Origin of the sequence: Sphingobacterium faecium, from assembly GCF_003054045.1 — a bacterium.
GTDB classification, from domain to species: Bacteria; Bacteroidota; Bacteroidia; order Sphingobacteriales; family Sphingobacteriaceae; genus Sphingobacterium; species Sphingobacterium faecium.
In genome coordinates this window covers 513,120-535,802 of sequence record NZ_QBKH01000001.1, presented here as the reverse complement: position 1 = coordinate 535,802, position 22,683 = coordinate 513,120, and the positions used below count along the sequence as shown (strand labels likewise).

The 22,683-nt window shown below is 35.7% G+C and carries 19 protein-coding genes; 7 read left to right on the top strand and 12 right to left on the bottom strand.

The features are described 5' to 3' along the window. Positions 1 to 65 precede the first annotated feature (65 nt). Positions 66 to 1,661 carry a discoidin domain-containing protein gene (locus C8N37_RS02255; protein ID WP_108157351.1) on the bottom strand — a complete coding sequence of 532 codons (1,596 nt, stop codon included), beginning with the start codon at positions 1,659 to 1,661 and terminating at the stop codon, positions 66 to 68. A 637-nt stretch (positions 1,662 to 2,298) separates the two neighbouring features. On the opposite strand from C8N37_RS02255, the gene C8N37_RS02250 reads away from it, so the two are divergent. Then, positions 2,299 to 5,187 (top strand): TonB-dependent receptor, encoded by a 2,889-nt coding sequence (locus tag C8N37_RS02250; RefSeq protein ID WP_108157350.1) that lies wholly within the window; start codon positions 2,299 to 2,301, stop codon positions 5,185 to 5,187. Positions 5,188 to 5,264: 77 nt separating this feature from the next. Here C8N37_RS02250 and C8N37_RS02245 read toward each other — a convergent pair whose 3' ends face one another. The 6 genes from C8N37_RS02245 to holA all read right to left on the bottom strand — a co-directional run bounded on the left by C8N37_RS02245 (position 5,265) and on the right by holA (position 11,825). Continuing rightward, the gene (locus C8N37_RS02245; protein ID WP_108157349.1) at positions 5,265 to 5,723 is read right to left on the bottom strand and encodes a DoxX family protein; all 459 of its coding nucleotides are present in this window, start codon (positions 5,721 to 5,723) and stop codon (positions 5,265 to 5,267) included. Positions 5,724 to 5,991: 268 nt separating this feature from the next. Beyond that, entirely contained in the window at positions 5,992 to 7,575 is a 1,584-nt protein-coding gene (locus tag C8N37_RS02240; RefSeq protein ID WP_108157348.1) for a DHA2 family efflux MFS transporter permease subunit, read from the bottom strand. Positions 7,576 to 7,579: 4 nt separating this feature from the next. After that, positions 7,580 to 8,671: an HlyD family secretion protein gene (locus C8N37_RS02235; RefSeq protein WP_108157347.1), complete on the bottom strand. Its 1,092-nt coding sequence runs from the start codon at positions 8,669 to 8,671 to the stop codon at positions 7,580 to 7,582. Between the two features lie 12 nt (positions 8,672 to 8,683). Beyond that, the gene (locus tag C8N37_RS02230; RefSeq protein WP_108157346.1) at positions 8,684 to 9,988 is read right to left on the bottom strand and encodes a TolC family protein; all 1,305 of its coding nucleotides are present in this window, start codon (positions 9,986 to 9,988) and stop codon (positions 8,684 to 8,686) included. Beyond that, positions 9,978 to 10,595 (bottom strand): TetR family transcriptional regulator, encoded by a 618-nt coding sequence (locus C8N37_RS02225; RefSeq protein WP_108157345.1) that lies wholly within the window; start codon positions 10,593 to 10,595, stop codon positions 9,978 to 9,980. Before C8N37_RS02225 ends, C8N37_RS02230 begins: the two co-directional genes overlap by 11 nt. Before the next feature lie 228 nt (positions 10,596 to 10,823). Then, complete coding sequence (holA, locus tag C8N37_RS02220) at positions 10,824 to 11,825, bottom strand: DNA polymerase III subunit delta (protein ID WP_108157344.1); 1,002 nt, start codon at positions 11,823 to 11,825, stop codon at positions 10,824 to 10,826. Between the two features lie 104 nt (positions 11,826 to 11,929). Between holA and C8N37_RS02215 the strand changes: the two genes are divergently transcribed. From C8N37_RS02215 to C8N37_RS02195, 5 genes are all read left to right on the top strand, one after another. Then, positions 11,930 to 12,400, top strand: a complete 471-nt coding sequence (locus C8N37_RS02215; RefSeq protein WP_108157343.1) for a type I restriction enzyme HsdR N-terminal domain-containing protein — start codon at positions 11,930 to 11,932, stop codon at positions 12,398 to 12,400. Positions 12,401 to 12,485: 85 nt separating this feature from the next. Continuing rightward, entirely contained in the window at positions 12,486 to 13,187 is a 702-nt protein-coding gene (locus tag C8N37_RS02210) for an ATP-dependent Clp protease proteolytic subunit (protein WP_045753893.1), read from the top strand. Positions 13,188 to 13,189: 2 nt separating this feature from the next. Then, positions 13,190 to 14,440, top strand: a complete 1,251-nt coding sequence (gene clpX / locus C8N37_RS02205; protein WP_108157342.1) for an ATP-dependent Clp protease ATP-binding subunit ClpX — start codon at positions 13,190 to 13,192, stop codon at positions 14,438 to 14,440. Between the two features lie 98 nt (positions 14,441 to 14,538). After that, positions 14,539 to 15,357, top strand: a complete 819-nt coding sequence (locus C8N37_RS02200) for an AMP nucleosidase (RefSeq protein WP_045753891.1) — start codon at positions 14,539 to 14,541, stop codon at positions 15,355 to 15,357. Between the two features lie 46 nt (positions 15,358 to 15,403). Continuing rightward, on the top strand, positions 15,404 to 16,768 hold the full coding sequence (locus C8N37_RS02195; RefSeq protein ID WP_108157341.1) for a pyridoxal-phosphate dependent enzyme: 1,365 nt from the start codon (positions 15,404 to 15,406) through the stop codon (positions 16,766 to 16,768). Positions 16,769 to 16,838: 70 nt separating this feature from the next. Here C8N37_RS02195 and C8N37_RS02190 read toward each other — a convergent pair whose 3' ends face one another. The 5 genes from C8N37_RS02190 to C8N37_RS02170 all read right to left on the bottom strand — a co-directional run bounded on the left by C8N37_RS02190 (position 16,839) and on the right by C8N37_RS02170 (position 21,707). After that, entirely contained in the window at positions 16,839 to 17,282 is a 444-nt protein-coding gene (locus C8N37_RS02190; protein ID WP_045753889.1) for a KTSC domain-containing protein, read from the bottom strand. A gap of 187 nt (positions 17,283 to 17,469) precedes the next feature. Beyond that, positions 17,470 to 18,708 (bottom strand): amidohydrolase, encoded by a 1,239-nt coding sequence (locus tag C8N37_RS02185; protein WP_108157340.1) that lies wholly within the window; start codon positions 18,706 to 18,708, stop codon positions 17,470 to 17,472. Positions 18,709 to 18,787: 79 nt separating this feature from the next. Beyond that, positions 18,788 to 19,639, bottom strand: coding sequence for a helix-turn-helix domain-containing protein (locus C8N37_RS02180; RefSeq protein ID WP_108157339.1), 852 nt, complete (start codon positions 19,637 to 19,639; stop codon positions 18,788 to 18,790). Positions 19,640 to 19,757: 118 nt separating this feature from the next. Further along, positions 19,758 to 21,089, bottom strand: coding sequence for an amidohydrolase (locus C8N37_RS02175; RefSeq protein WP_244914320.1), 1,332 nt, complete (start codon positions 21,087 to 21,089; stop codon positions 19,758 to 19,760). 75 nt (positions 21,090 to 21,164) lie between these two features. Beyond that, positions 21,165 to 21,707, bottom strand: a complete 543-nt coding sequence (locus tag C8N37_RS02170; protein ID WP_244914319.1) for a DUF1543 domain-containing protein — start codon at positions 21,705 to 21,707, stop codon at positions 21,165 to 21,167. 76 nt (positions 21,708 to 21,783) lie between these two features. Between C8N37_RS02170 and C8N37_RS02165 the strand changes: the two genes are divergently transcribed. Then, positions 21,784 to 22,677 (top strand): serine hydrolase, encoded by an 894-nt coding sequence (locus C8N37_RS02165; RefSeq protein WP_108157337.1) that lies wholly within the window; start codon positions 21,784 to 21,786, stop codon positions 22,675 to 22,677. The last annotated feature ends 6 nt before the right edge of the window (positions 22,678 to 22,683 follow it).

The window sequence follows — 22,683 nt, the reverse complement described above, 5'->3', positions numbered from 1 at the left end:
ATTATTACAAAAGAGAGAGGTCTTGATCAAATAATCAAGACCTCTCTCTTTTTATGTCAATCATACTAATTTGAATAAACTCCGAAATCAGCTAAATGAGAGTAGAAGAAATTTCCCCAAGAGCTAGTTGATTCAATCTTTAAATAGCGCGTACTTAATACAGAAGGAAGATCAACATTAATCCAGCTACCTGACACCTGTATCAATTGAGCTGTTTTCACTAATGTCCAAGTCGTACCATTTGTACTTGAATAGATATTAATATCTTTCATCGCACCGTTCAGATTATCACGATTGCGGAAAGCAAGACCTTTTACGGAACGATTAGCTCCCATATTAACAGAAAAATAATGGGGCTGCGGCGTTTGTGCAGAAGACCATGGCGTATGCCATATCGTACTTCTATTTTTATCCAAAACATTACTTGCAGGAGCACCATTTTCTTGACTATCAGCAGCTATGATCGACCATCCTGTCGTAGGCAACAGATTATGAACCACAACTTTAGATAAATCAGGAACGCTATTGACAAAACTATATAAGTAACTATAAGTCGAACGGCTTCCATTTTCATGCATAAAGCCAATTCTCATTTGATACTCGTTTGTTAAATCGTAAAAATCAGCTAATGGACATTCGAATCTAAAACTATCAACGCCAATAACCTTTGTTGCCCACTGTACGGCATCGTAATCCTGATTGCCTCCATAAGGAGTTCTATCATGCCAGATAACAACATCCTTTACTGGTTTAGTTGCCGTAAATTTACCTGAAACAATAATGCTATTGTTGGTGTAAGATGATGACAGTGAAGTAATATCCACAGATGCAGCTTGATACCAATCACTACGTGTCACTGTACTAAATACTTGACTATTGTTAAAGGTTGCAGCTGTTGTTTTTGTCAATGATGTTGTTGAAATGCCATAAGTAGAATTACCGCTTCCCATTAAAGCCGTTCCCAAAGTAGGTGCCAGAGTTTTATTCATACGATTATGACTCGCGTTTAGACCATGCCCCAATTCATGAATCATCCCTCCTATCCAAACTGTTGCTTTCCATCCGATATCACCACCTATTCCTAAATTTTTTGCATCTAAATTGATATAGTCTAAAGCATAACAAGTCGTTCCGGTTCCATAAAAAGGAGGTCCTCCAGGATTAGCCGGATCCGTATTATAAGTTGGGATAATAATCAAGTTATGCTCACTCTTTTTAGCCGTAGGATTTAAGGCATAGTAAGCATCTACTTCAGCTTTTACAGCTCCAGATCCACCTTCATAAGGATAGGTTGCCTTACCAAAGTTACCTACAATGTAGATGACGTTGATAAGAGAATCGTTGACCAAGTCCAAACCAAAAGATTTTCTTCCAAAACCTTCACGATTCATATTATCTGCAAACATGTTTTGCGCATCGAGTAATATTCTACTCAAACGCTTTCTAAAATTTGGAATAGAATCCACATCATTTGGAACAAAGTAAATGACATTTAATTTGTAGGGATTATTGCGCCACTCATTGGTCAAATTAAGTGCTTGATTCTTCTTGACGGCAGACATAGAATCTTCGTTGTTAGCTAAATCTTGCGTAATGTCCTTACAGGAAAAAACAGTCAGTAGTATTAAACTACACCATAGGTAAAATGATTTATTCTTCATATTTAATGTTTAAATTGGTATTAACCTAATTTAAAAAAGACAAATCATTCTAGAAAAAATAATTTAAAAAATATAATACTTCACTTAACGCAAACGATTGTTTTTCGCTATCAATTATATCTCATGTAACAAAAAGAATGTAACAATGATCTAAGACCCTAAAAATTAATTAGTACTAAACAAAAATTACAATAGTATTGATCAACAATAAAAAATAATATTTCGCTCTATCTATAGCAGTATTGATCCTTTTAAGTAATCTAAATTTTCTAATCATACATTTTAATTTTTTGTAGATAAGAAGTATCACTTTTGTAATAACAATCTTTAGCTTTCAATTGCAACGGAATCTAACATTTGCAAAATAATTAAATACTAAAATATTCTTACTGACTCTCCTTTTTTAGATTTTATTCCACTACAAATCGAAAATATCAGTTATGAAAAATTAAATTAATTTATATTTTTCTCATAAAAAACTTCTTTTAGAGATCCTACAAGTGCAATAAAACAAAACGATACACACTCTTTTTCAGTCGATTAAAATAACATAAGTACTATTATTTGAAAATAAATTCTATAATATGAAAACTAAAAAATATATTTGTCTACCAAATCGATAGATTTAATATTAAATATGAAAAGAACATTACTAACCTTTACAGTTGTAGCCATAATTGGACTTACTAAAACACCCCAATCATTTGCTCAGGGTTCTAACATCATTGAACTGACAGGGCATATCATTGATGAAAATACAAAGGAGCCGCTACCAGGTATTACCATTACGATTCAAGGAACCGTAAATGGTACTTCTACAAATAATCAGGGCGATTTCAAACTGAATACAAAAGCAAAATATCCTTTTACACTAAAAGTATCAGGTGTTGGTTTTGAAACCAAGACCTATGAAGTCACTGGACCTCAATCCAATCTAAATCTTTCCCTACTCACTCAAACCATATTGGGCAAGGAAGTGGTTGTTACAGCTTCAAGAACTCAAGAAAGCATCTTAAAATCTCCTGTATCTATTGAAAAACTGGATATTAGGGCTATTCGCGAGTCACCAGCTCCTAGTTTTTACGATGCACTTGAAAATGTTAAGGGAGTTCAGATGACTACTTCAAGTCTTACATTCAAAATCCCCAATACTAGAGGTTTCAATATTCCCAATAACTTTAGATTTGTGCAGTTGGCTGATGGTGTTGATATGCAAGCAGCGACATTAGGTGTTCCATTAGGTAATGCTATTGGTCCAACTGAATTGGACATTGCAAGTATTGAAATAACTCCTGGCGCTTCTTCTGCTCTATATGGTATGAATGCCATTAATGGGATGGCTAATCTATTGACAAAAAATCCGTTTTTGTACGAAGGATTAAGCGTGTACTCCAAAAATGGGCTAAATCATACCGGTGGTACTGGCCGAGAATTGAGCAACCTCACTGAAAATGCCGTCCGTTTTGCCAAATCCTTCAATAATAAATTTGCATTCAAGGTCAATCTTAGCTACTTAAGAGGAACTGACTGGCTCTCTAATTCTTATCAGGATCAAAATCCAAACACACTAAACACAGCAAATCCTAGCTTCCCAGAACTTTCAGGAAATAATAACTCCGCCTACGATGGCTGGAATATTTATGGTGACGAAAATAATAATGCCGTAACCCTTTCTGGTTTGAATATTAATGGTAAAGCAAACCAATCTCTAATTGTTAGACGCACAGGTTATAAAGAGGAAGATCTTTCAAAGCCTACAGTTGAAAATTTAAAATTTGATGCTGCGCTACATTACCGTTTAAACGAAAATGCCGAATTATCATACAGTTATAGATTTGGTCAAATGGATGGCGTATTTCAACGTGGAAACAAAATTCAACTCGACAATGTGAAAGTTCAAAATCATAAATTAGAATTAAAAGGAAATGACTACTCCATCAAAACTTATGTTTCTACTGAAAATACAGGTGATTCCTATAACATCAAACCGTTGGCTGATAATCTCGATCTAACACATCTATCGAACAATGCTTGGCGTGACTTGTTTAAAAATTCATTACAGACACAATTAAATTCGGGTACTTCACTAACCGAAGCGCTACAAAATGCGAGAAAACTTGCTGATAATGGTCGCGTAGAACCAGGTACAAAAGATTTTGCGGATTTGAAAAATACCATTACACAAATCAACAATTGGGATCACCTAAACGCCGGAGTGGCTACCGGAACCGCAACGGGTGGTGCTCAGTTGAAGCAAATGAGTCGAACTTATCATGCTAATGCTCAATGGGATTTAAGTAGGCACATCAACATATTCAACCTGCTTATCGGTGGCGATGCAACTGTATATGAAGTCCTTCCAGATGGAAATAACTTTGTTGATTTTAAAAGACCAATTGCAGAACGTAGCCAACCCTTAGCAAATGGCTCTTTCGGAGATCATGTGTATTATAAAAAATTTGGTGGCTTTGGACAGATTACCAAATCATTATTAGATGAAAAATTAAAACTTTTTGGATCATTACGAGTCGATTATAATCCTGAATTTTCAGCTAAAATAAATCCCAGAATCGCAGCGGTATATACACTAAAAGAAAAACACAATCTACGTGCATCATTCCAAAATGGATACCGTTTTCCTGCACTTTTCGAAGCGTTATCATTTGTCAATAATGGGAATGTACGTCGGGTAGGTGGCCTTTCCTATATCAATGAGGGTCTTGGATATTTAGACAATTCATATACATTGCAGTCTGTTAACACATTCAATGCAGCAGTAAATAAAGATGTTGCCACTGGATTAACATCCAATGATGCAGCGCTTAAGAACAGAGGTCTACTGACGGTCACAAATCTAAAAGCAACAGAACCTGAAAGTATTAAATCTTTTGAAATTGGCTATAAAGCAGTCCTTCTTCAAAATAAATTAGCAATTGATTGGGATCTCTACAGCAATGTGTACAATGGATTTTTGGGACAAGTAGAAGTTGCTGTTCCCGCTACCGATAAAATAAACACAGACGCATCTGTATTGGATATGCTAGCTAGCAATAGATCCAAACAAACGCGTTACCGCGTCTATACGAATGCAAAAAATAGTTATAACAATTACGGTAGTTCTTTAGGGATTACGTACAATTTCAGCGGAAATTATACAGTAGCTGGGAATATCAACTATAGTGACATCACAAAAAATAAAGATTCTGATCTTTTTGTTACAGGATTTAATACGCCAAAATGGGCGTCAAACCTTTCGTTTGGAAATAGACAGATACTTCCAAACTTTGGATTTAATGTCGTCTGGAAATGGCAAGATGCGTTTAATTGGGAAAGTCCACTTGTAAATGCACGTGTGTCTGCATATCATAATATTGATGCTCAGGTGAGTTACAAAATGTCAAAATCGACAATAAAACTTGGCGGAAGTAATATACTGAATAATCATTACATTCAATATGCAGGTGGTCCAACACTTGGAGCTTTATACTACATGGCTATCACCTTTGATAATATCTTAACAAAATAACATTCCCTCCCCCTTCTATTATATTTGGTTTAATCCTCCTCATCTCTCGATGTAGGAGGATTTTTATTACAGGATGGTTATTTTAAATAAAGTCCAAAATACCAAGTCCATGCAATTAAAATAAGTTGCATCGGAAGTCTTTGAGCATACAGATAATTCATACCTGGCCCTGTATAATCGGCTTTAAAAATATTGATCATTTTTTTTGAAGAATTCACATTAGCTATAAAAACTACAATAAAAAAGATGATTAACAATATGGCTGTCATAGCTCGTAAAGACGGTATCATCAAACCTATACCTGCAGCGATTTCGAGTACCCCAGTTAGATACACTAAAAATAGTTTTGCTGGAATAAATTCAGGGATCATCATCACCATACCCTTTTGGAATCTGAAATGTGACAAGCCTGTAAAAATGATGAAAACAGCCATACCTAGATTTCCGGCAAACAAAAAATCCCAAAAACCATAAACTATTTTTGTGCTTATTAAAGCAATGAAAAAAGCGGTAAAAAGAATAAGTAATAATTTCATAAGTTTTTTGCTTAGTTTTTTGTCCTGATATCAACTATTGATCAACTACCAGGTTTATATCAATTCTTAATATAGCAACAAATAAATACATGAATTGTTACAGTCAAAATTTTCAATACCCTGCTGCAACATTTTAAGAATAACCTGCTGCAGCATGCGCATTTTATATTTCGCTCCAGAAAGATCAGAGTTAATGTCGATTTACTGACATAAAAAAAGCAGCAGTAATCTATATTACTGCTGCTTTTATCAAAAGTTTACAAAAATCTTAATGTAAACTGGAAGTATCAACTTTATTTTTACCCTGCTTGATCATCAATACAAAGGGTACACAGACTATAAATAATAATCCGATATATAAAAACACATCCATATAAGACAAGACTGTTGCTTGTTTCATTACAGAACCTTCTAACAATTGATACGCCTTTGCCAAAGCTTCATTAGGAGTGAATCCTTTTGCCACAAAACTTGCCTGTAGCTGATTGATTCTTTGTTGCACTTCAAAATTAGTGGGATCAAGATGTGCTATCAGATTCACGCGGTGACTTTGTGTAAATCTGGAGATAAAAGTAGTAATCAGTGCGATACCAAATGAACCACCCAACTGGCGCATCATACCGGTAAAAGCAGCACCTTCACCAATACTTTTACCTGACAGAGTCGACAATGATAAAGTCATCACGGGTACGAATAATAAGCCCAATCCCACTCCTCTAAATATCAAAGGCCAAAACATATGTTCAGCACCTGTATCATTGGTCAAGCGACTGTACATTACGAATGAAAAACCAAAGAAAACACAAAGCCCTATGGCCACCATGTATTTCTGGGGAACACCATTTTGAATCATCTTTCCTATAAAAGGCATCATAAACCCCGTCATGAGTGAGCTTGGGATCAGTAGTAATCCTGCATCCGTAGCCGTCCAACCTAAAATCGATTGGGTATAGATCGGAATAACAAACGTTGATCCAAATAAGCCAAAACCCAAAATGAAACTCATTACGACACCCACTTGCAAGTTTTTATCCTTTAAAACCCGGAGATTAACAATAGGCCTGTCGTATGTCAACTCCCGCCAGACGAAAAAGAGTAATCCCAAAATAGAAGTAATGGATAAAATAACGATAGTCCTATTAGAGAACCAATCATCCTGCTGTCCATGTTCAAGCACATATTGTAGAGAACCAATAAACATGATAAGGAAAATCATACCCCACCAATCAACATCTTTAGCGGCTTGTTTTTCTCCATATTTTGGACTCTTAACAAATGAAAGCGTTAAAAGAACTGCAATAATACCTAGAGGTACATTGATGTAGAAAATGTAAGGCCAGGAAAAATGATCCACAATATAACCACCCAACGGCGGGCCCAAAGTAGGACCTACGATAACACCCATGCCGTAGATAGCCTGTGCCATACTTCTTTTGGCAGGCGGATAACTTTCAGTAATGATAGTCTGAGCGGTAACTAATAAAGCTCCACCGCCCATACCTTGTATAAATCTAAAAAATACAAGTTCCCAAATATTAGTGGAGTTACCACATAAAAAAGAAGCAACCGTAAAAATAATAATGGAGGCAGCAAAATAATTTTTGCGACCAAACTGTTGCGATAGCCAACTTGTCATGGGGATCACGATAACATTTGCGATCGCATATGCCGTTATGACCCAAGCGATATCCGTCAATGTCGCACCTAATGTTCCTTTCATATCATTGAGAGCAACATTGACAATCGTAGTATCTACAATCTCCAGTAAAGCACATAAAACGGCTATAATGGTAATGATTACACGTCGATACCCATATTCAATGAGGCTATCTTGATCAAGTGTAGCTGTCATAATTTTATTTTAAATGAACGTCAACATCTGCATTCATGCCTGGACGCAATAAAGCAATATGATCTGCAGTATTAGCTTTTGTAAGTAATATTTTTACAGGTAAACGTTGTACTGTTTTTACGAAATTACCAGTTGCATTATCTGGTGGTAACAACGAAAACCGAGAACCTGTTGCTGGAGAAAATGAATTCACTTCGCCCTCAAATTCAATATTTGGATAGGCATCTACGATGACTGATACTTTTTGTCCAATTCGAATATCATTCATTTGTGTTTCCTTAAAATTAGCAACTACCCAAGTTTCATGATTATCGACGATGTAAAATAAAGCAGCACCAGGATTAACCATTTGTCCTGGTCTAATTTTCACATTGGAAATTTGACCGTCTGCAGAAGCAGTTACTACCGTATAAGAAAGATTCAATTTAGCAGCATCAACGGCGGCCTTCGCACGATCAATATTCGCCTGTGCTACGGCAGTTTGTTTACTAGCGACATTTGTTTTACTAAGCACTGCTTCACGTTGCGAATTGGAAGCATTTCGTTGTTGTTTCAAAATCTCCACCTGCTTCTCGGCCTCCAACTTAGTTGTTAACGCTTGTTCATACTGTTGTTTTGTAATCGAGTGATTGTTGTACAAATTGGAATACCGGTTGAAATCATTTCGAGCTTGTTCTGCACGAATTTGAGCAACATCAATACTTCCGATATTAGAGCGTACGGTAGCATCTGAGATCGCCACATTTGCAGAAGTCGCATTCACATCAGCTTTTGACACTTCAAGAGAACCTTCAGCACCTAATAAAGCTGCTTCTGCCTCCTTTACTTTAATCAAATAATCTTGTGTATCAATTGTAAATAAAGTATCTCCTTTTTTAACGATATCGTTATCTTTCACATAGACCTGAGCAATATATCCCCCTACTTTTGGGATGATCGGATTCATATTCTTATCCACCTGTGCATCATCAGTAGTCTCATGCGATTGACTGTGTATGTATTTATAACCTCCGTACCCTCCTCCAACTAAGATAAGAGCAATAAGAATGAAGACAAATTTCTTATTTGATGGTTTCTTTTCTTCTTGATTTTCCATTGATATTTCTAATTATTTTGTTGTTAATTGACCATTTACTAAAAGTAAATCATAATACTTTTCAACCGTATTAGCCTTGGAAATGGCTAAATTGATTTTTGATTGTAATTGCTGTACATCGGCTTCCAACAAATCATCGGTATCCGCTACCCCATTATCGTATTTATCTTTAACGATCCGATAATTTTCATTTGCTTGATTTACGGCCTCTGTATATAACTGATTTTGAGATATCGTTAAGTGATAATTTTCATTAGCCTGTTGTACTTGAACTTTAATTTTATCATTCATCATCACAACATGCTCATCCACTTGACTTACTTGATTGCGCGCAATATTGACATTCTTCTTGTTTTTATAAAGCGATCCAATGTCGTAAGATATTCCGACCCCCACATTTACCGCATTTTTAACGGTAATCAAATTATGCACATCCAATGCAGCATAACCACCAGTCAAAGCAATTTTTGGTAAGGCATTTGATTTTTCAATATTTACCCTATTCAAAGCGATATCGTGTTCTGCTTGAAGCGCTTTCAACTCATTTCTATTGGCTAATGCAGTATTTGCATCTGAAATATCTACCATTAATGGCGCTTCATCCAAATTGATAGAAGGGACTTTGGTTGCTTCATCCAATTTCAAGAAATTAACCAACTGATAATTTAAAACAGTAGCGTTCTTTTGAGCTTCCTGCAAGGCAACTTTGTAATTGGACAATTGCAATTCCGCTTTTAAAAGATCATTGCGAGGGATAATCCCATTTGCTTCCATTGCCTTAAAATCGGCAACACGCTGTTCAGATCTTTTGATATTTTCTTCCATTAAAAGAGTCGTTTGCTGCGCTTTATATAAATTGATATAGAGATTGATCCCTTGTTCCGCCAATTGATCTTTCAATGCGAGTGCAGAAAACTCCTCTGCTTTGACAGCGTTGCTAGCAGCTGCAATACTATTTTTGATTTTACCACCTGTATAGATAGGCATACTGACAGAAGCTTGACCAAGTAATAATTGATTTGCCTTAATACTCATCGGATCTGAAGACGATGACAAGGGGATCTGAAATTTGACATCCGGAGAAGTCATGGCCAAATATTGTCCGCTCAACTTAGCATCTGGAAGTAATGTATTCTTTGATGCCTCCAATTCCAATTTTTTACCAGTAATTTTTGTTTCTGAAGCTTTTGCTTCTAAACTTTGTGTCTGCGCAAGATGAATAACCTCTTGCAAAGTAAGGGGAGCACTTTGCTGAGCAAATGCTACACCTTGTAGACAGAAAAGTATAAGTGTAAACTTTCCTATGTTAGTATTCATATGTTAATAAAGCTTTAATCGTTCTTTGTAAATGTGTTACTAAAGTAGATTCCATATATTCACTATACTCCTCATCTGTAGTAATATTTAATTCTGATTTTAAAAATGAGCGGTTCATCTGGAAATTCATAAAAGTACCCATCATCGTTGCATGTATGAGGATAGGATCATTACCTGGACGAAACTCACCTGTATCCACCCCTTTTTGAATAATACTCGAGATAACATGTAAATTATGAACCTTCAAATTCTTGTAAGAATCAGAAAGCATCAATCTTTTCTTCACGCCCGCTTCTATCGCAATGATCTGATAAATGGCTAAACTGGAATTCATATATTTAATATACGAGCTCACCATTTCGTCCAATATGTCCATGACAGGAATCGTCAACTGCAAAATACTTTCATCCATTTTGAATTTTTCAACTCGGTAATCAAAAAGATCATCCAGCAATTTGTCCTTAGATCCAAAATAATAATTGATCATAGCCACATTAATCTGAGCTTCATGCGCAATATCACGGACAGAAGTACCATCAAAACCATTCTTTGAAAAAAGCTTTTCTGCTACATGCAGGATCTCTAACTGTTTCTCACTAAACTCCATTTTTTTGTTTTTTTAAAAACCGTGTGCAAATTTAAACAAGTGTTTAATTTAAACAAGTGTTTAATTTAAAATTTACAAAAAGATAACATTACATACAAACCACTGAAAACAAGATTACTAAACGAACATAACACGACCCTATTGACAAAAAAAAGCCTTTCTTAAATAATTAAGAAAGGCTTTTTTAGATAATTTTTATATTTTTCTCTTTTTAAAAAATGCGAATATTTAGTTCAGTATTGTAAATATCAATTCTGTCAGGATATCTTTCGTAGTGGTATTACTTCCAATATTCATTCCTTTAGATTTCAGATCCGCATCTTTCAATGCTTCAATAATGGCAAATGTTTTTCTTCTATTATAGTTGCGCGCAGCAAGTTCATATTCCTTTAAAAAAAATGGATGGACCCCCAGTTCTTTAGCTGCTGTACTTTTATCAACGATGTAATGATACTTTAATATCTTAGTGAAATAACCTGCAATAGTCCCCAGAACCAACACCAATGGATTACTTTTAGGATTAGCAGCAAAATAATCAACAATCTGATAAGCCTTGAGTGCATTTCGTTTAGCTAAAGCGGTATTCAGTTCAAATACATTAAAATCTTTAGAAATACCGATATTCTGTTCAATATCCGAAACAAGAATTTCTCTTTCTTTGGGCACGTTGAGCATGAGCTTATTCAACTCATTTACAATCTTAGAAAGCTCTGTACCTAAATATTCAGAAAGCAATGCTGCCGCTTGCGGGTGGATGTTCCACCCTTGTTCTTTAAGGTAAGAAATAACCCAAGCAGCTATCTTATCATCATAAAGTTTATTTGATTCAACAACAAGACCCTTTTTTTCAATGGCTTTATACAGTTTTTTCCGCTTATCAAATTTACCATATTTGTAATCGAACACCAATACAGTAGATGCCGTACACTGTTCCACATATTTCAGCAAGAGTTCGTCATCCTTCCATTTCAGATCCTGTGCCTCTTTAATAATAATAAGTTGATGATCACTCATCATGGGATAGCGCTTAGCTGCACTTACGATAGTCGAAAAATCAGTATCCTTTCCATACAATACAGTTTGATCAAAACCTTTTTGAGCATCATTAAGAACAGTATGCTCCAAAGCATCACTAATGACATCTATAAAATAACTTTCTTCACCGTGCAATAGGTAGATGGGTTGAAATTTACGTTTCTTGATGTCTGTTAAAATAGGGCTGATATTCATGATGCCTCTAAATTACAACTAAATTGATGAACAGTAAAATTTGTCTTGTGGAATCCGCAATCAAGGTTATTAGGTGTAAAACAAAATATTAGTATCTTTGCATTATGTTTAACCCGATTCCGTTAAATTTACCGCCATATCCCGCGAAATTGACAAAGGAAAATGAAACGATTTTCATTTTTGATGATCTTCGGAAAAAGAAACTTGTTCTAACACCTGAGGAATGGGTGCGTCAACACTGGGTCCATTATCTCCATCTTCAGAAAAAGTATCCTAAATCCTTAATGAAAATTGAAGGCGGTTTAAAATTAAATGATCTTCAAAAGCGCAGTGATTTATTGATCTATAATAATCGAGGTGAAAAAATAGTGTTAGCAGAATTTAAAGCTCCACACATCAAAATTACACAAGCGACCTTCGAACAGATCGCCAATTACAATTCTATCCATAAAATTCCGTTACTGTTAGTAAGCAATGGATTAGAGCATTACTATTGTAAGATTGATTTTCAAAATAGCTCATTCATATTTATCGAAGAGCTCCCCAGTTACGATCAACTTTTAATAGAATTGTAACTCAGATGTAAAACAAATCGTGCAGAGTATTTATTATTTAAAATATAGTTTTATATTAGTCTTATAAATTTGAATCACAAAGAATATGAATATAGATAAAAACGAATTCAGAAAATATGCCATCAAGCATCATAGAATTGGAAGTCAACATGTTGATGGTTTTATAGCACGCGCACAAGTAAATACACCTACAAACTTGACCCCGTACATCGTAGAAGAGCGTCAATTAAATGTTGCTCAAATGGATGTATTCTCACGTTTGATGATGGACCGTATTATTTTCTTAGGTGATGGTATCAACGATCAAGTGGCGAATATCATTCAGGCACAATTGTTGTTTTTACAATCAACAGATGCACAACGTGATATTCAAATCTACATCAATTCACCAGGTGGTAGTGTATATGCTGGTTTAGGTATTTACGATACTATGCAATATATTGCACCAGATGTAGCGACAATCTGTACAGGAATTGCTGCTTCTATGGGTGCTGTGTTATTGGTTGCTGGTGCAAAAGGTAAGCGTGCTGCATTGAGACACTCACGTGTGATGATCCACCAACCTTCAGGTGGTGCTCAAGGTGTTGCTTCAGATATGGAAATCAATCTACGTGAAATGATGAAATTGAAAGAAGAGCTTTATACCATCATTGCTGATCACTCGGGACAAACTTATGAATGGGTAGAAAGATCTTCTGACCGCGATTATTGGATGAAAGCTTCTGAGGCAAAAGATTTTGGAATGATTGATGAGATTTTACTTCCTAAAAAGGAGATTATTAAATAGTAATGGCTAAAAATAATAACAGTGGTGTTCATTGCTCATTCTGCGGGATGAGTAAAAATGATGCCCAAATGCTTATCGCCGGAGATGGCGCTCACATCTGTGATCGTTGTATCAATCAAGCTGGCGAAATTCTAGCAGAAGAATTGAAACAGCGCAAGAGTAAAACATTACAGACTGCGTTAAAGTTAATTCGTCCGTTAGAAATAAAAGAACACTTAGATCAGTATGTGATCGGACAGGATGACGCTAAAAAGGTCATCTCTGTTGCAGTATACAATCACTACAAACGTTTAAATCAAAAAGTTGATAAAGACGAGATCGAAATTGAAAAATCAAATTTGATCGTTGTAGGTGAAACGGGAACAGGTAAAACCTTATTGGCTAAAACGGTTGCAAAAATATTAAATGTGCCTTTCAGCATCGTGGATGCGACAGTATTGACAGAAGCAGGTTATGTAGGTGAGGATGTCGAAAGTATCTTGACCCGTTTACTACAAGCTGCTGATTATGATGTTGCTGCTGCTGAACGTGGAATCATCTATATTGATGAGATTGATAAAGTCGCACGTAAAAGTGATAATCCGTCGATCACTAGAGATGTATCTGGAGAAGGTGTTCAACAAGCTTTATTGAAAATCTTAGAAGGAACAGTTGTTAATGTACCGCCTCAAGGTGGACGTAAGCACCCTGACCAAAAAATGATTGCCGTAAACACCAGCAATATTTTATTTATCTGTGGTGGTGCATTTGATGGTATTCAAAAGAAAATCGCCAATCGCCTACGTACACAGACAGTGGGTTACCGCATGAATGAGGATGATGCAGAGATTGATTTAAAAAACCTCTATAAATACATTACCCCTCAGGATTTAAAAAGCTTTGGATTAATTCCAGAATTAATAGGAAGATTACCTGTGTTAACGTATTTAAATCCATTGGACAAAGAGACACTATTAAGTATCTTGACTGTACCTAGAAATGCGTTAATCAAACAGTATAGAAAATTATTTGAATACGAAGGAATTGAATTAAAATTTGATGCTGAAGTTTACAATTTTATTGTTGATAAAGCGGATGAGTTTAAACTTGGAGCTCGTGGTTTAAGAAGTATATGCGAGGCTATTATGCTCGACGCAATGTTTGAAATTCCTACATCAAAGGAAAAGACGAATCAAAAGGAGTTGCATATCACCTTAGAATATGCCACGAAAAAATTTGAAAAGTCGGACATCAAAAAATTGCAAGTCGCTTAAAAAAATCCCTCGCTAATCGCGAGGGATTTTTTTTAACCATATGTATTATTCAGACCGCTCTTCCTTCAAATGAGGTTAAATTATTAAATAGATGAATTATGGCAAAAAGTAAAAAAAATGTTGATACCCCTATCACACCAGGTTTAAAATCTAAAGAAGAGATCGTTCATAACTGGTTGCCACGCTACACTGGAAGACCATTAGAGGAATTTGGAGATTATATCTTATTAACAAATTTTTCAAAATATGTCACTATTTTTTCAGAAATGCATGACGATGCACCCATCTATGGAGAAGATAAACCGATGCAAAGTGTCACAGCAGGTGGTATTACAATTATAAATTTTGGTATGGGAAGCCCAATGGCGGCAACTGTAATGGATCTATTATCAGCCATCTCACCAAAGGCAGTCCTATTTTTAGGAAAAACTGGAGGACTGAAAAAGAAAATTGGTGTTGGAGAACTCATCTTGCCGATTGCAGCCATCCGGGGTGAAGGTACATCCAACGATTATTTTCCTGCAGAAGTACCCTCATTACCATCCTTTGCCTTACAGAAAGCGATCTCAACGACTATCCGCGATCATTCCCGAGATTACTGGACCGGTACAGTATATACGACCAATAGAAGAGTCTGGGAACACGATAAAGATTTTAAAAAATATCTTAAAGCAATACGTGCTATGGCTGTGGATATGGAAACGGCTACCATTTTCAGTGTCGGGTTTGCGAACAAGATTCCAACAGGTGCACTATTACTTGTTTCCGATCAGCCGATGATTCCTGAAGGTGTCAAAACAGCCAATAGTGATGTTAGTGTAACGGCTAAATATGTCGATGCACATATCAGTATTGGAATAGACGCACTTAAACAACTTAAAAATAATGGGTTGACTGTGAAACATTTGAAATTCTAAGAAACAGACTATTTTTGGTATTTTTGTATAAACAAACAGTAAATTTATGTGGTATAATAACATTTTAGAAACAATAGGCAACACCCCTCTTGTTAAACTAAACAAAATAACCAAAGATCTCAAAGGAACTATCCTAGCGAAGATCGAGACCACCAACCCTGGAAACTCGATTAAAGATAGGATGGCACTCAAAATGATTGAAGATGCAGAGCAGGCGGGTTTATTGAAACCGGGAGGAACGATCATTGAAGGAACTTCAGGAAATACGGGTATGGGTTTGGCCATGGCAGCTGTTGTCAAAGGCTATAAATGTATTTTTACTACAACTGATAAGCAATCTAAAGAAAAAGTCGATGCTTTACGTGCTTTTGGTGCGGAAGTAATCGTATGTCCGACAAATGTGGATCCGGAAGACCCTCGCTCTTATTATTCGGTATCTAGCCGGCTAGAACGAGAAGTTCCTAATAGCTGGAAAGCCAATCAATACGATAATCCTTCCAATGCACAAGCGCATTACGAGCAAACTGGTCCCGAAATATGGGAACAAACAGAAGGAAAAATCACCCATTTGGTTGTAGGTGTAGGAACTGGTGGAACTATTTCAGGTGCAGGCCGATACCTAAAAGAGCAAAACCCAAATATTAAAATATGGGGTATTGACACTTATGGTTCTGTATTCAAAAAATATAAAGAAACCGGTATTTTCGATAAAAATGAAATATACCCCTATATAACTGAAGGTATAGGTGAAGATTTTCTCCCGGAAAATGTTGATTTTAGTGTAATAGATCTTTTTGAAAAAGTTACCGATAAAGACGCGGCATTGATGACAAGAGAATTAGCGCGTAAGGAAGGTATCTTTGCCGGTAATTCTGCAGGATCAGCATTAGCAGGACTTATTCAACTAAAAGACAGTTTAAAAGAAGACGATCTCGTTGTCGTCATCTTTCACGATCACGGATCTCGCTATATGGGCAAAATGTATAATGAAGATTGGTTGAGAGAACGTGGATTCTTAGAAGACGAGAAACTAAATGCAAAAAGTATCTTAAAAAGAAGGGGCGAACAGGCCATTGTTACTGCAGATGTACAACAAACCGTATTTGAAGCATTTAACTTCATGAAAACACTCAATATTTCTCAGATCCCTGTCACGCAACAAGGTATGGTTGTTGGTAAAATAACAGAGTCGGATATTTTAATTGCACTATTGGAAAATCCTGCTCTTAAATCATCTTCCGTGCAAGATGTTATGACAAAACCGTTTCCATTTGTTGACTTAAAAACATCGATTGATAAAATATCAGCACTGATCAATAAAGATACACAAGCTGTATTAGTAGAGGATGAGTTTGGCAAAATCAATATCATCACGCAATATGATATTATCAATGCAATATCGGAAGCGTAATTAAATAAAACTGCATAAAAATAGCCTTATTGTTTTATCAATAAGGCTATTTTTATGATAAGCAATCAAATTATGCTCCCATTGCATTCGCACTTTTGCGGAATGTGTATGAGTTGAAAATTTGTCTTCTACCAAATCTTGGACGAGACTCAGCATTAAGAAACTTTGTATACACAGTTTTTGGAACACCAAAATACTCATATGTACTTTTATCCTGAAATGTAACTCTTAACGTCTGACCTTTAAATTCAAAATCCTCAATAAAAAAGTTATTGATCGTATTGTTATACTCTTCTAAATTGGCTTCGTGTGTTTCAGGAGCAATACTAACTAAGAAGTGGTAAGCCTCAATAATTTCTGTACTCTTTAACTCAGCCTCCTCTTTTTGCACTTCATCTTGAAATTTATCCGGATGCCAAGCTTTGATTAAGTCACGATATATCTTTTTTAACGTTGCTAAATCTTCATTTTTTGTAATACCAAAAATCTTTTTGGATTCACCTATTCTTTTCATAATATTTATTTTTCCCTATTCCAACCAAACCATATTGATTTTAGGATTTGCAAAAATACGTCAATTATATTTTAGAATGAACAATTGCATGTTAATTTTTTGTAATTTCATCTATTACATCTATTTAATTGATCAGTACTGCCCATAAATAAAGATCATCCCCGCTCCTATAGTAACTTGACAAGCTTTAATATGTCACAAAAAGATTTCCATTATGCATAAATGCGTGTACAGTGGACATCCTGGACACTGCTTCAGCAGAGCAGGTCGCATTTATAAAAACAAACTGGGCATCATCATGGATACGTGGCCATTGTTGCTTTCCTTCATCATCCAAGGGCAATCTATCTTGTATGGCAAACTGTAACGTTCTAGAAAGCTGAAATTCTGTCGCATAGCCATACAATTCAGCTATAAGATTTGCCTTCTGTAACATATTTCCAGTACCAAATGTACTCCAGTAATCTTGTACATTATCATTTCCAATTAATACATGGACACCACGTTTTTTTAATTCAGGAATAGGCAGAGGTCTACCCTTAAAAGGTACAGAAGAGGCTATACCAACTTGTGCAAATGCCAATTTTTCTGCGATCTCTTCTACTTCTTTTGTATTCAAATGAGCTAAGGCAAAAGCGTGGCTGATAAATGTTTTTCCTTGCAATTGTGGATTTTCGATTGCCTTATCCATGAGGTATTGTATTGCTTGCACCCCTGATGGACCAGCTTCGTGCAAATGGATATCAATTCCTTTACCATGATCTAAAGCCAATTGGACCGTAAATTCTAATGGCTTTTCGACACTCCCATCAATACTAAAAGGATCCAATCCCCCAATAAAATCAACCTGATCATACATTGCCACTTCTTTCATCAAAGGAACCGAATCAGTATAATACAAACCATGCTGTGGAAAAGCAACAAGCTCTGCTTTAAAAGATTCTTGTTTATGTTCCAATGCCCTCAAAAGATGTTCAAAAGATTGAAGTCCAGATGTAGGATCTACATTGAAATGAGTCCTCGCATAGGTTGTTCCATAGCTTTGCAGCAGACCAATCAGTTGCTCTGCACGCGCTGTCGAAGTTTTCAGTAAATCGGGGATGATTTCTTGCTCATATGCAATCATATCAGCAACCGTTTTTCTTTTGGGAGATAGGGCTTGCCAAGGTAGCCCAAATAAGGTTTTGTCGATATGGATGTGCATATCTTTGAAAGCTGGTAACATCAGCCTCCCCTTCATATCAATAGCTTCCTCTTTCGGATCATGGGCTCTAATTGCTTTTATTTTCCCATTATCAATTTCAATACAAAATAAATCAGTATGGGTACCTATAACTTCCTCATTTTCATATTCAAATCCTGTTTCTAAACGAATATTTTTTAGTGTATAATGCCCTTTGGCAAGTAATTGATGAGATGATAGCATATGATCAATGATTATATAACAAATATAAAAATCACGGCTTGGATCATCGATGTACAGATCATGCTACCTGTTGTTCAAATTATCCCTGTTCTTTAAACTGAGAAGGAGTCATACCCGTTTGATTTTTAAAAAACTTGGAAAAACTGGCGTGATCATAAAAACCTAATTCATAGACAATATCTTTCACACTCATTTCAGAAATTTTCAGTAAGCGTTTTGATTCCAACAAGATACGATCATGAATCAATGTTGAGGCCGCTATATTAACTCCTTTTTTACAGACTATATTGAGATAATTGGCTGATATATGGAGCTTTTCAGCATAAAAAGAAACAGATCGATCTGATTTAAAGTGTAGGTCGATAAGCTGTACAAATTTTGAAATAATAGGATTTGAATGATATTTTTCAAAATCACTAAACGTAAGCTCAAAAGTTTTACGCAGCAACAGACCGATTAATTTACTCCGTGTTTGAATAATTTCCCATAGAACAGTTTTATCTTTCAACTCCTGCGCGATGGCAAGAAATTCATATCGCAGTGCCTTATACAATAAATCTGAAATCTGAAAAACAGGATGTTGTTGATAATATAAAGAAGAAAAACGAAGGTCTGGCAGAAAACGCTCGAACCATTCACGATTGATCATCAATTGATAGCAAACGGTCGTCTCTTGAAATTCCCATTGATGCACTTGACCCGGAAAAAGTAAATGCACCTGTTGCTGTTCAACCGCATAACTCTTAAAGTCAATAGTATGCGATCCACTCCCTTGTTCAAATAACAAAATAATGAAGAAATCATGCTTATGAGGTTCTACGATCTGACGTGAACCACGTAACTCATGAAATAATAAATTACTGAGCTCCGAAGGTGCTTCAGTAAATTCTTGAATATTCAAAACAGGAAAATATTCGCGTTGGTTATCCATTCTCCTCAAATTTAACAATTCAATTTACTAAATAAGGTGGAGAATAAATTAAACTTCATTGTATTTTTATTAGAAAAATCAAAATATGAAAATAGCAATATAACCTAATTTGTTACGCTTAGTAAACCAATTCTCCATTATGAACCAGAGCGTGGATATCTGAAATACGCGAAACTGCTTCAGCTGAACAACTTGCTTTAACTAATACAAAGTCAGCTTGATCCCCTATTTTCGGCCATTGCTGTACTCCTTTGTCATCTAAAGGAAGTATCCCTGCAGTTGCTAATTTTAAACTTCTTGATAGTAAAAACTCTGAAGAGTAGCCATAGAGCTGAGCCATCAAATTCGCTTTCTGTAAAACACTCCCCGTTCCAAAAGTATCCCAATGGTCCACAACACTATCATTACCGGTCAAAACGTTTACGTTATGCTTATATAATGTCGGAATTGGCATAATTAAACCTCCAAAAGGAATTGTTGAAACAATACCGATTTGTGCAGCCCCTAACTTTTCCGCAACTTCTTCCTGCTTTATTTTATCGATCTTCCCAAGTACAAAACAATGGCTTAAAAATGTTTTACCTTTTAAAATCGGATTTTCATTGACCTTATCGATTAAGTATTCCACCGTTTTCAATCCCGACTCTCCAGACTCATGCAAGTGAATATCTATTCCTTTATGATGATCCAAGGCAAGTTGAACAGTAAAATCCATTGTTTTTTCAATCTGCCCATCAATAGAAAACGGATCCACACCTCCTATAAAGTCGATATCCATTTGAGCAGCTTCCTTTAAATAAGGAACACTATCTGTATAATATACGCCATGTTGTGGAAAAGCAACCAATTCTGCTCCAAAGCTTTTACGTTTATTTTCTAGAGCGATCTGCAGATTTTTAAGTGATTGCAATTTAGATGTCGGTTCAATATTGACATGACTACGTGCAAATGCCGTACCTTTTGACTGCAAAAGTTCAATCAGTTTTTCTGCTTTAAAAGTTGAATTTTTCAATAAGTCGGGGAGCATCTTTTGTTCCAAAGCAATCATTCCTTTCACTCCACCTGCGCCACGTCTGATAGCTTGCCACTTATCACCATAAAAAGTTTTGTCTAAGTGAATATGCATATCTTTAAAAGAGGGCAACATCAACAATCCCTTAGCATCAATAGCATCTGCATGAGGTTGGTTAGCACTTATTTTAATAATTTTTCCATGTTCAACTTCAACATAAAATAAATCTGTCTTCGTAGCAATCACATCGGCCTCATCAAACGTAAAACCTGTCTCCAAACGAACATTCTTGAAATGCAGTTTTGAAATTACGTTATTGGGTTGATTAGCATTCATGGGATCAGCGATTAAAGTGCCCATCGGTAAAGATGCGCCAGCAACAGCTATAGCAGCACGTTGAATGAATTTTTTACGGGATAAATTGATCAAATTATTCACTTTATTTTTTTGTTATAAAATTACAAGTAAACTTGATCAAAATAAGGGTACAGTTTATAACAATGCTTGTGCGATTTATTCCAATTGATCTCGCAAGATCTCCATCGTAAAGTAACCATTGGTTATCTCATCCTCATATGAAATAGCAGCAGGACATTGCTCAATCCTGACATAGTATTGTTCTTTAAATAAGGACGGCAGGAGCTCCTCGATTTCATAGATATCATCGACATCGATACCATATTTATCATCAATATGTGGAGATAGATGATGCTTAAAGAAAACCGTCTTTTTTGCCAAATCCTTCGCTTCTTCCAACTCACGCGCTACAACGAGCTCCTTATAATGGTACTCTTCCATATCGTTGGGCTTGTACCCTCCTAGATTGACAAAATATAGTTTTAGCTCTTTATTATCTACTGGTTCGGTCGATATGGAAATTTGATAATTCCCAACTTTTGTTACTCTTCGCCAAGAATCAACATGAATATCATCTTTTGCCTCTGGCCAATAGTTTTCAATCGATGACACCAATTCTCCCAATTGTTCTGCTATACCAAAATAAATATCATGTTGTTCAATATGTCTGCCTGATGGTTTACATCCCAATAGTAACATAAAAAGATTCATATTATTCTCCTCGATTAATTATAGTTTAATTATCATTACTTTTATAAGATACAACTAAAATCTAATGAGAACAAAATTTTTATTCATCTTTTTATTGACGATATGCTTAGTTCCATATAGGCTACTTGCTCAAAAAATTGACACAAAATTAGAACAGAAACTAAGAGCACTCACCCAGAACTTTCAAGGAGATATTGGTATCTATGTAAAAAACCTAAAAACGCAAAAATCAGTTTTAATCCAAGCAGATTCTATCTTTCCAACAGCCAGCATCGTCAAAATACCGATACTTGTTGGGGTTTTCGACAAAATAGAAAAAGGAGAATTAAATCTCGATCAAAAATTCACCTATCGTTCATCTCAGCAATATGGCGGTTCTGGCTTAATGCAATTCTTCAAAGACAGCACCGAAACAGATTTATCTACCCTAGTTGGATTGATGATAAGTTATAGTGATAATGTTACCTCTATCTGGAATCAACAACTTGCAGGCGGAGGTTTAGTGATTAATGAACTGATGGATAAATTAGGGTTAGTCAATACTAAAGTCAATTCCCGTACTGAGGGACGCCATGATATTTGGAAGAAATACGGTTGGGGACAAACTACTCCACGAGAAATGGCAACATTAGTTGAGATGATCTATCAAGGCAAAGTTGTCAGTTTGAAAGCTTCGGATCGGATGTATCGCTATTTGGGTAATATTTTTTACAACGAACGTTCACTATCACAAATACCAGCATATATTAAAACCGCATCAAAAACAGGATCTGTTGATGAAGCTCGAGGTGAAGTTGTCCTGGTAAATGCACCTAGCGGTGATTATGTTTTTTGTGTCTTGACCAATAACATAAAGGATCAAAGTTGGACCAAGCATAATGAAGCTGAAGAACTGACAAGAAAAATATCCCATTTATTATGGAATTACTTTGAACCAAAACGACCATATACGCCATAAAAAATG

Excerpts from the sequence above, each read along its gene's own strand:
- C8N37_RS02255 (WP_108157351.1), bottom strand. The coding sequence starts at position 1,661 with ATGAAGAATAAATCATTTTACCTATGGTGTAGTTTAATACTACTGACT.
- C8N37_RS02250 (WP_108157350.1), top strand. The coding sequence starts at position 2,299 with ATGAAAAGAACATTACTAACCTTTACAGTTGTAGCCATAATTGGACTT.
- C8N37_RS02245 (WP_108157349.1), bottom strand. The coding sequence starts at position 5,723 with ATGAAATTATTACTTATTCTTTTTACCGCTTTTTTCATTGCTTTAATA.
- C8N37_RS02240 (WP_108157348.1), bottom strand. The coding sequence starts at position 7,575 with ATGACAGCTACACTTGATCAAGATAGCCTCATTGAATATGGGTATCGA.
- C8N37_RS02235 (WP_108157347.1), bottom strand. The coding sequence starts at position 8,671 with ATGGAAAATCAAGAAGAAAAGAAACCATCAAATAAGAAATTTGTCTTC.
- C8N37_RS02230 (WP_108157346.1), bottom strand. The coding sequence starts at position 9,988 with ATGAATACTAACATAGGAAAGTTTACACTTATACTTTTCTGTCTACAA.
- C8N37_RS02225 (WP_108157345.1), bottom strand. The coding sequence starts at position 10,595 with ATGGAGTTTAGTGAGAAACAGTTAGAGATCCTGCATGTAGCAGAAAAG.
- holA (WP_108157344.1), bottom strand. The coding sequence starts at position 11,825 with ATGAATATCAGCCCTATTTTAACAGACATCAAGAAACGTAAATTTCAA.
- C8N37_RS02215 (WP_108157343.1), top strand. The coding sequence starts at position 11,930 with ATGTTTAACCCGATTCCGTTAAATTTACCGCCATATCCCGCGAAATTG.
- C8N37_RS02210 (WP_045753893.1), top strand. The coding sequence starts at position 12,486 with ATGAATATAGATAAAAACGAATTCAGAAAATATGCCATCAAGCATCAT.
- clpX (WP_108157342.1), top strand. The coding sequence starts at position 13,190 with ATGGCTAAAAATAATAACAGTGGTGTTCATTGCTCATTCTGCGGGATG.
- C8N37_RS02200 (WP_045753891.1), top strand. The coding sequence starts at position 14,539 with ATGGCAAAAAGTAAAAAAAATGTTGATACCCCTATCACACCAGGTTTA.
- C8N37_RS02195 (WP_108157341.1), top strand. The coding sequence starts at position 15,404 with ATGTGGTATAATAACATTTTAGAAACAATAGGCAACACCCCTCTTGTT.
- C8N37_RS02190 (WP_045753889.1), bottom strand. The coding sequence starts at position 17,282 with ATGAAAAGAATAGGTGAATCCAAAAAGATTTTTGGTATTACAAAAAAT.
- C8N37_RS02185 (WP_108157340.1), bottom strand. The coding sequence starts at position 18,708 with ATGCTATCATCTCATCAATTACTTGCCAAAGGGCATTATACACTAAAA.
- C8N37_RS02180 (WP_108157339.1), bottom strand. The coding sequence starts at position 19,639 with ATGGATAACCAACGCGAATATTTTCCTGTTTTGAATATTCAAGAATTT.
- C8N37_RS02170 (WP_244914319.1), bottom strand. The coding sequence starts at position 21,707 with ATGTTACTATTGGGATGTAAACCATCAGGCAGACATATTGAACAACAT.
- C8N37_RS02165 (WP_108157337.1), top strand. The coding sequence starts at position 21,784 with ATGAGAACAAAATTTTTATTCATCTTTTTATTGACGATATGCTTAGTT.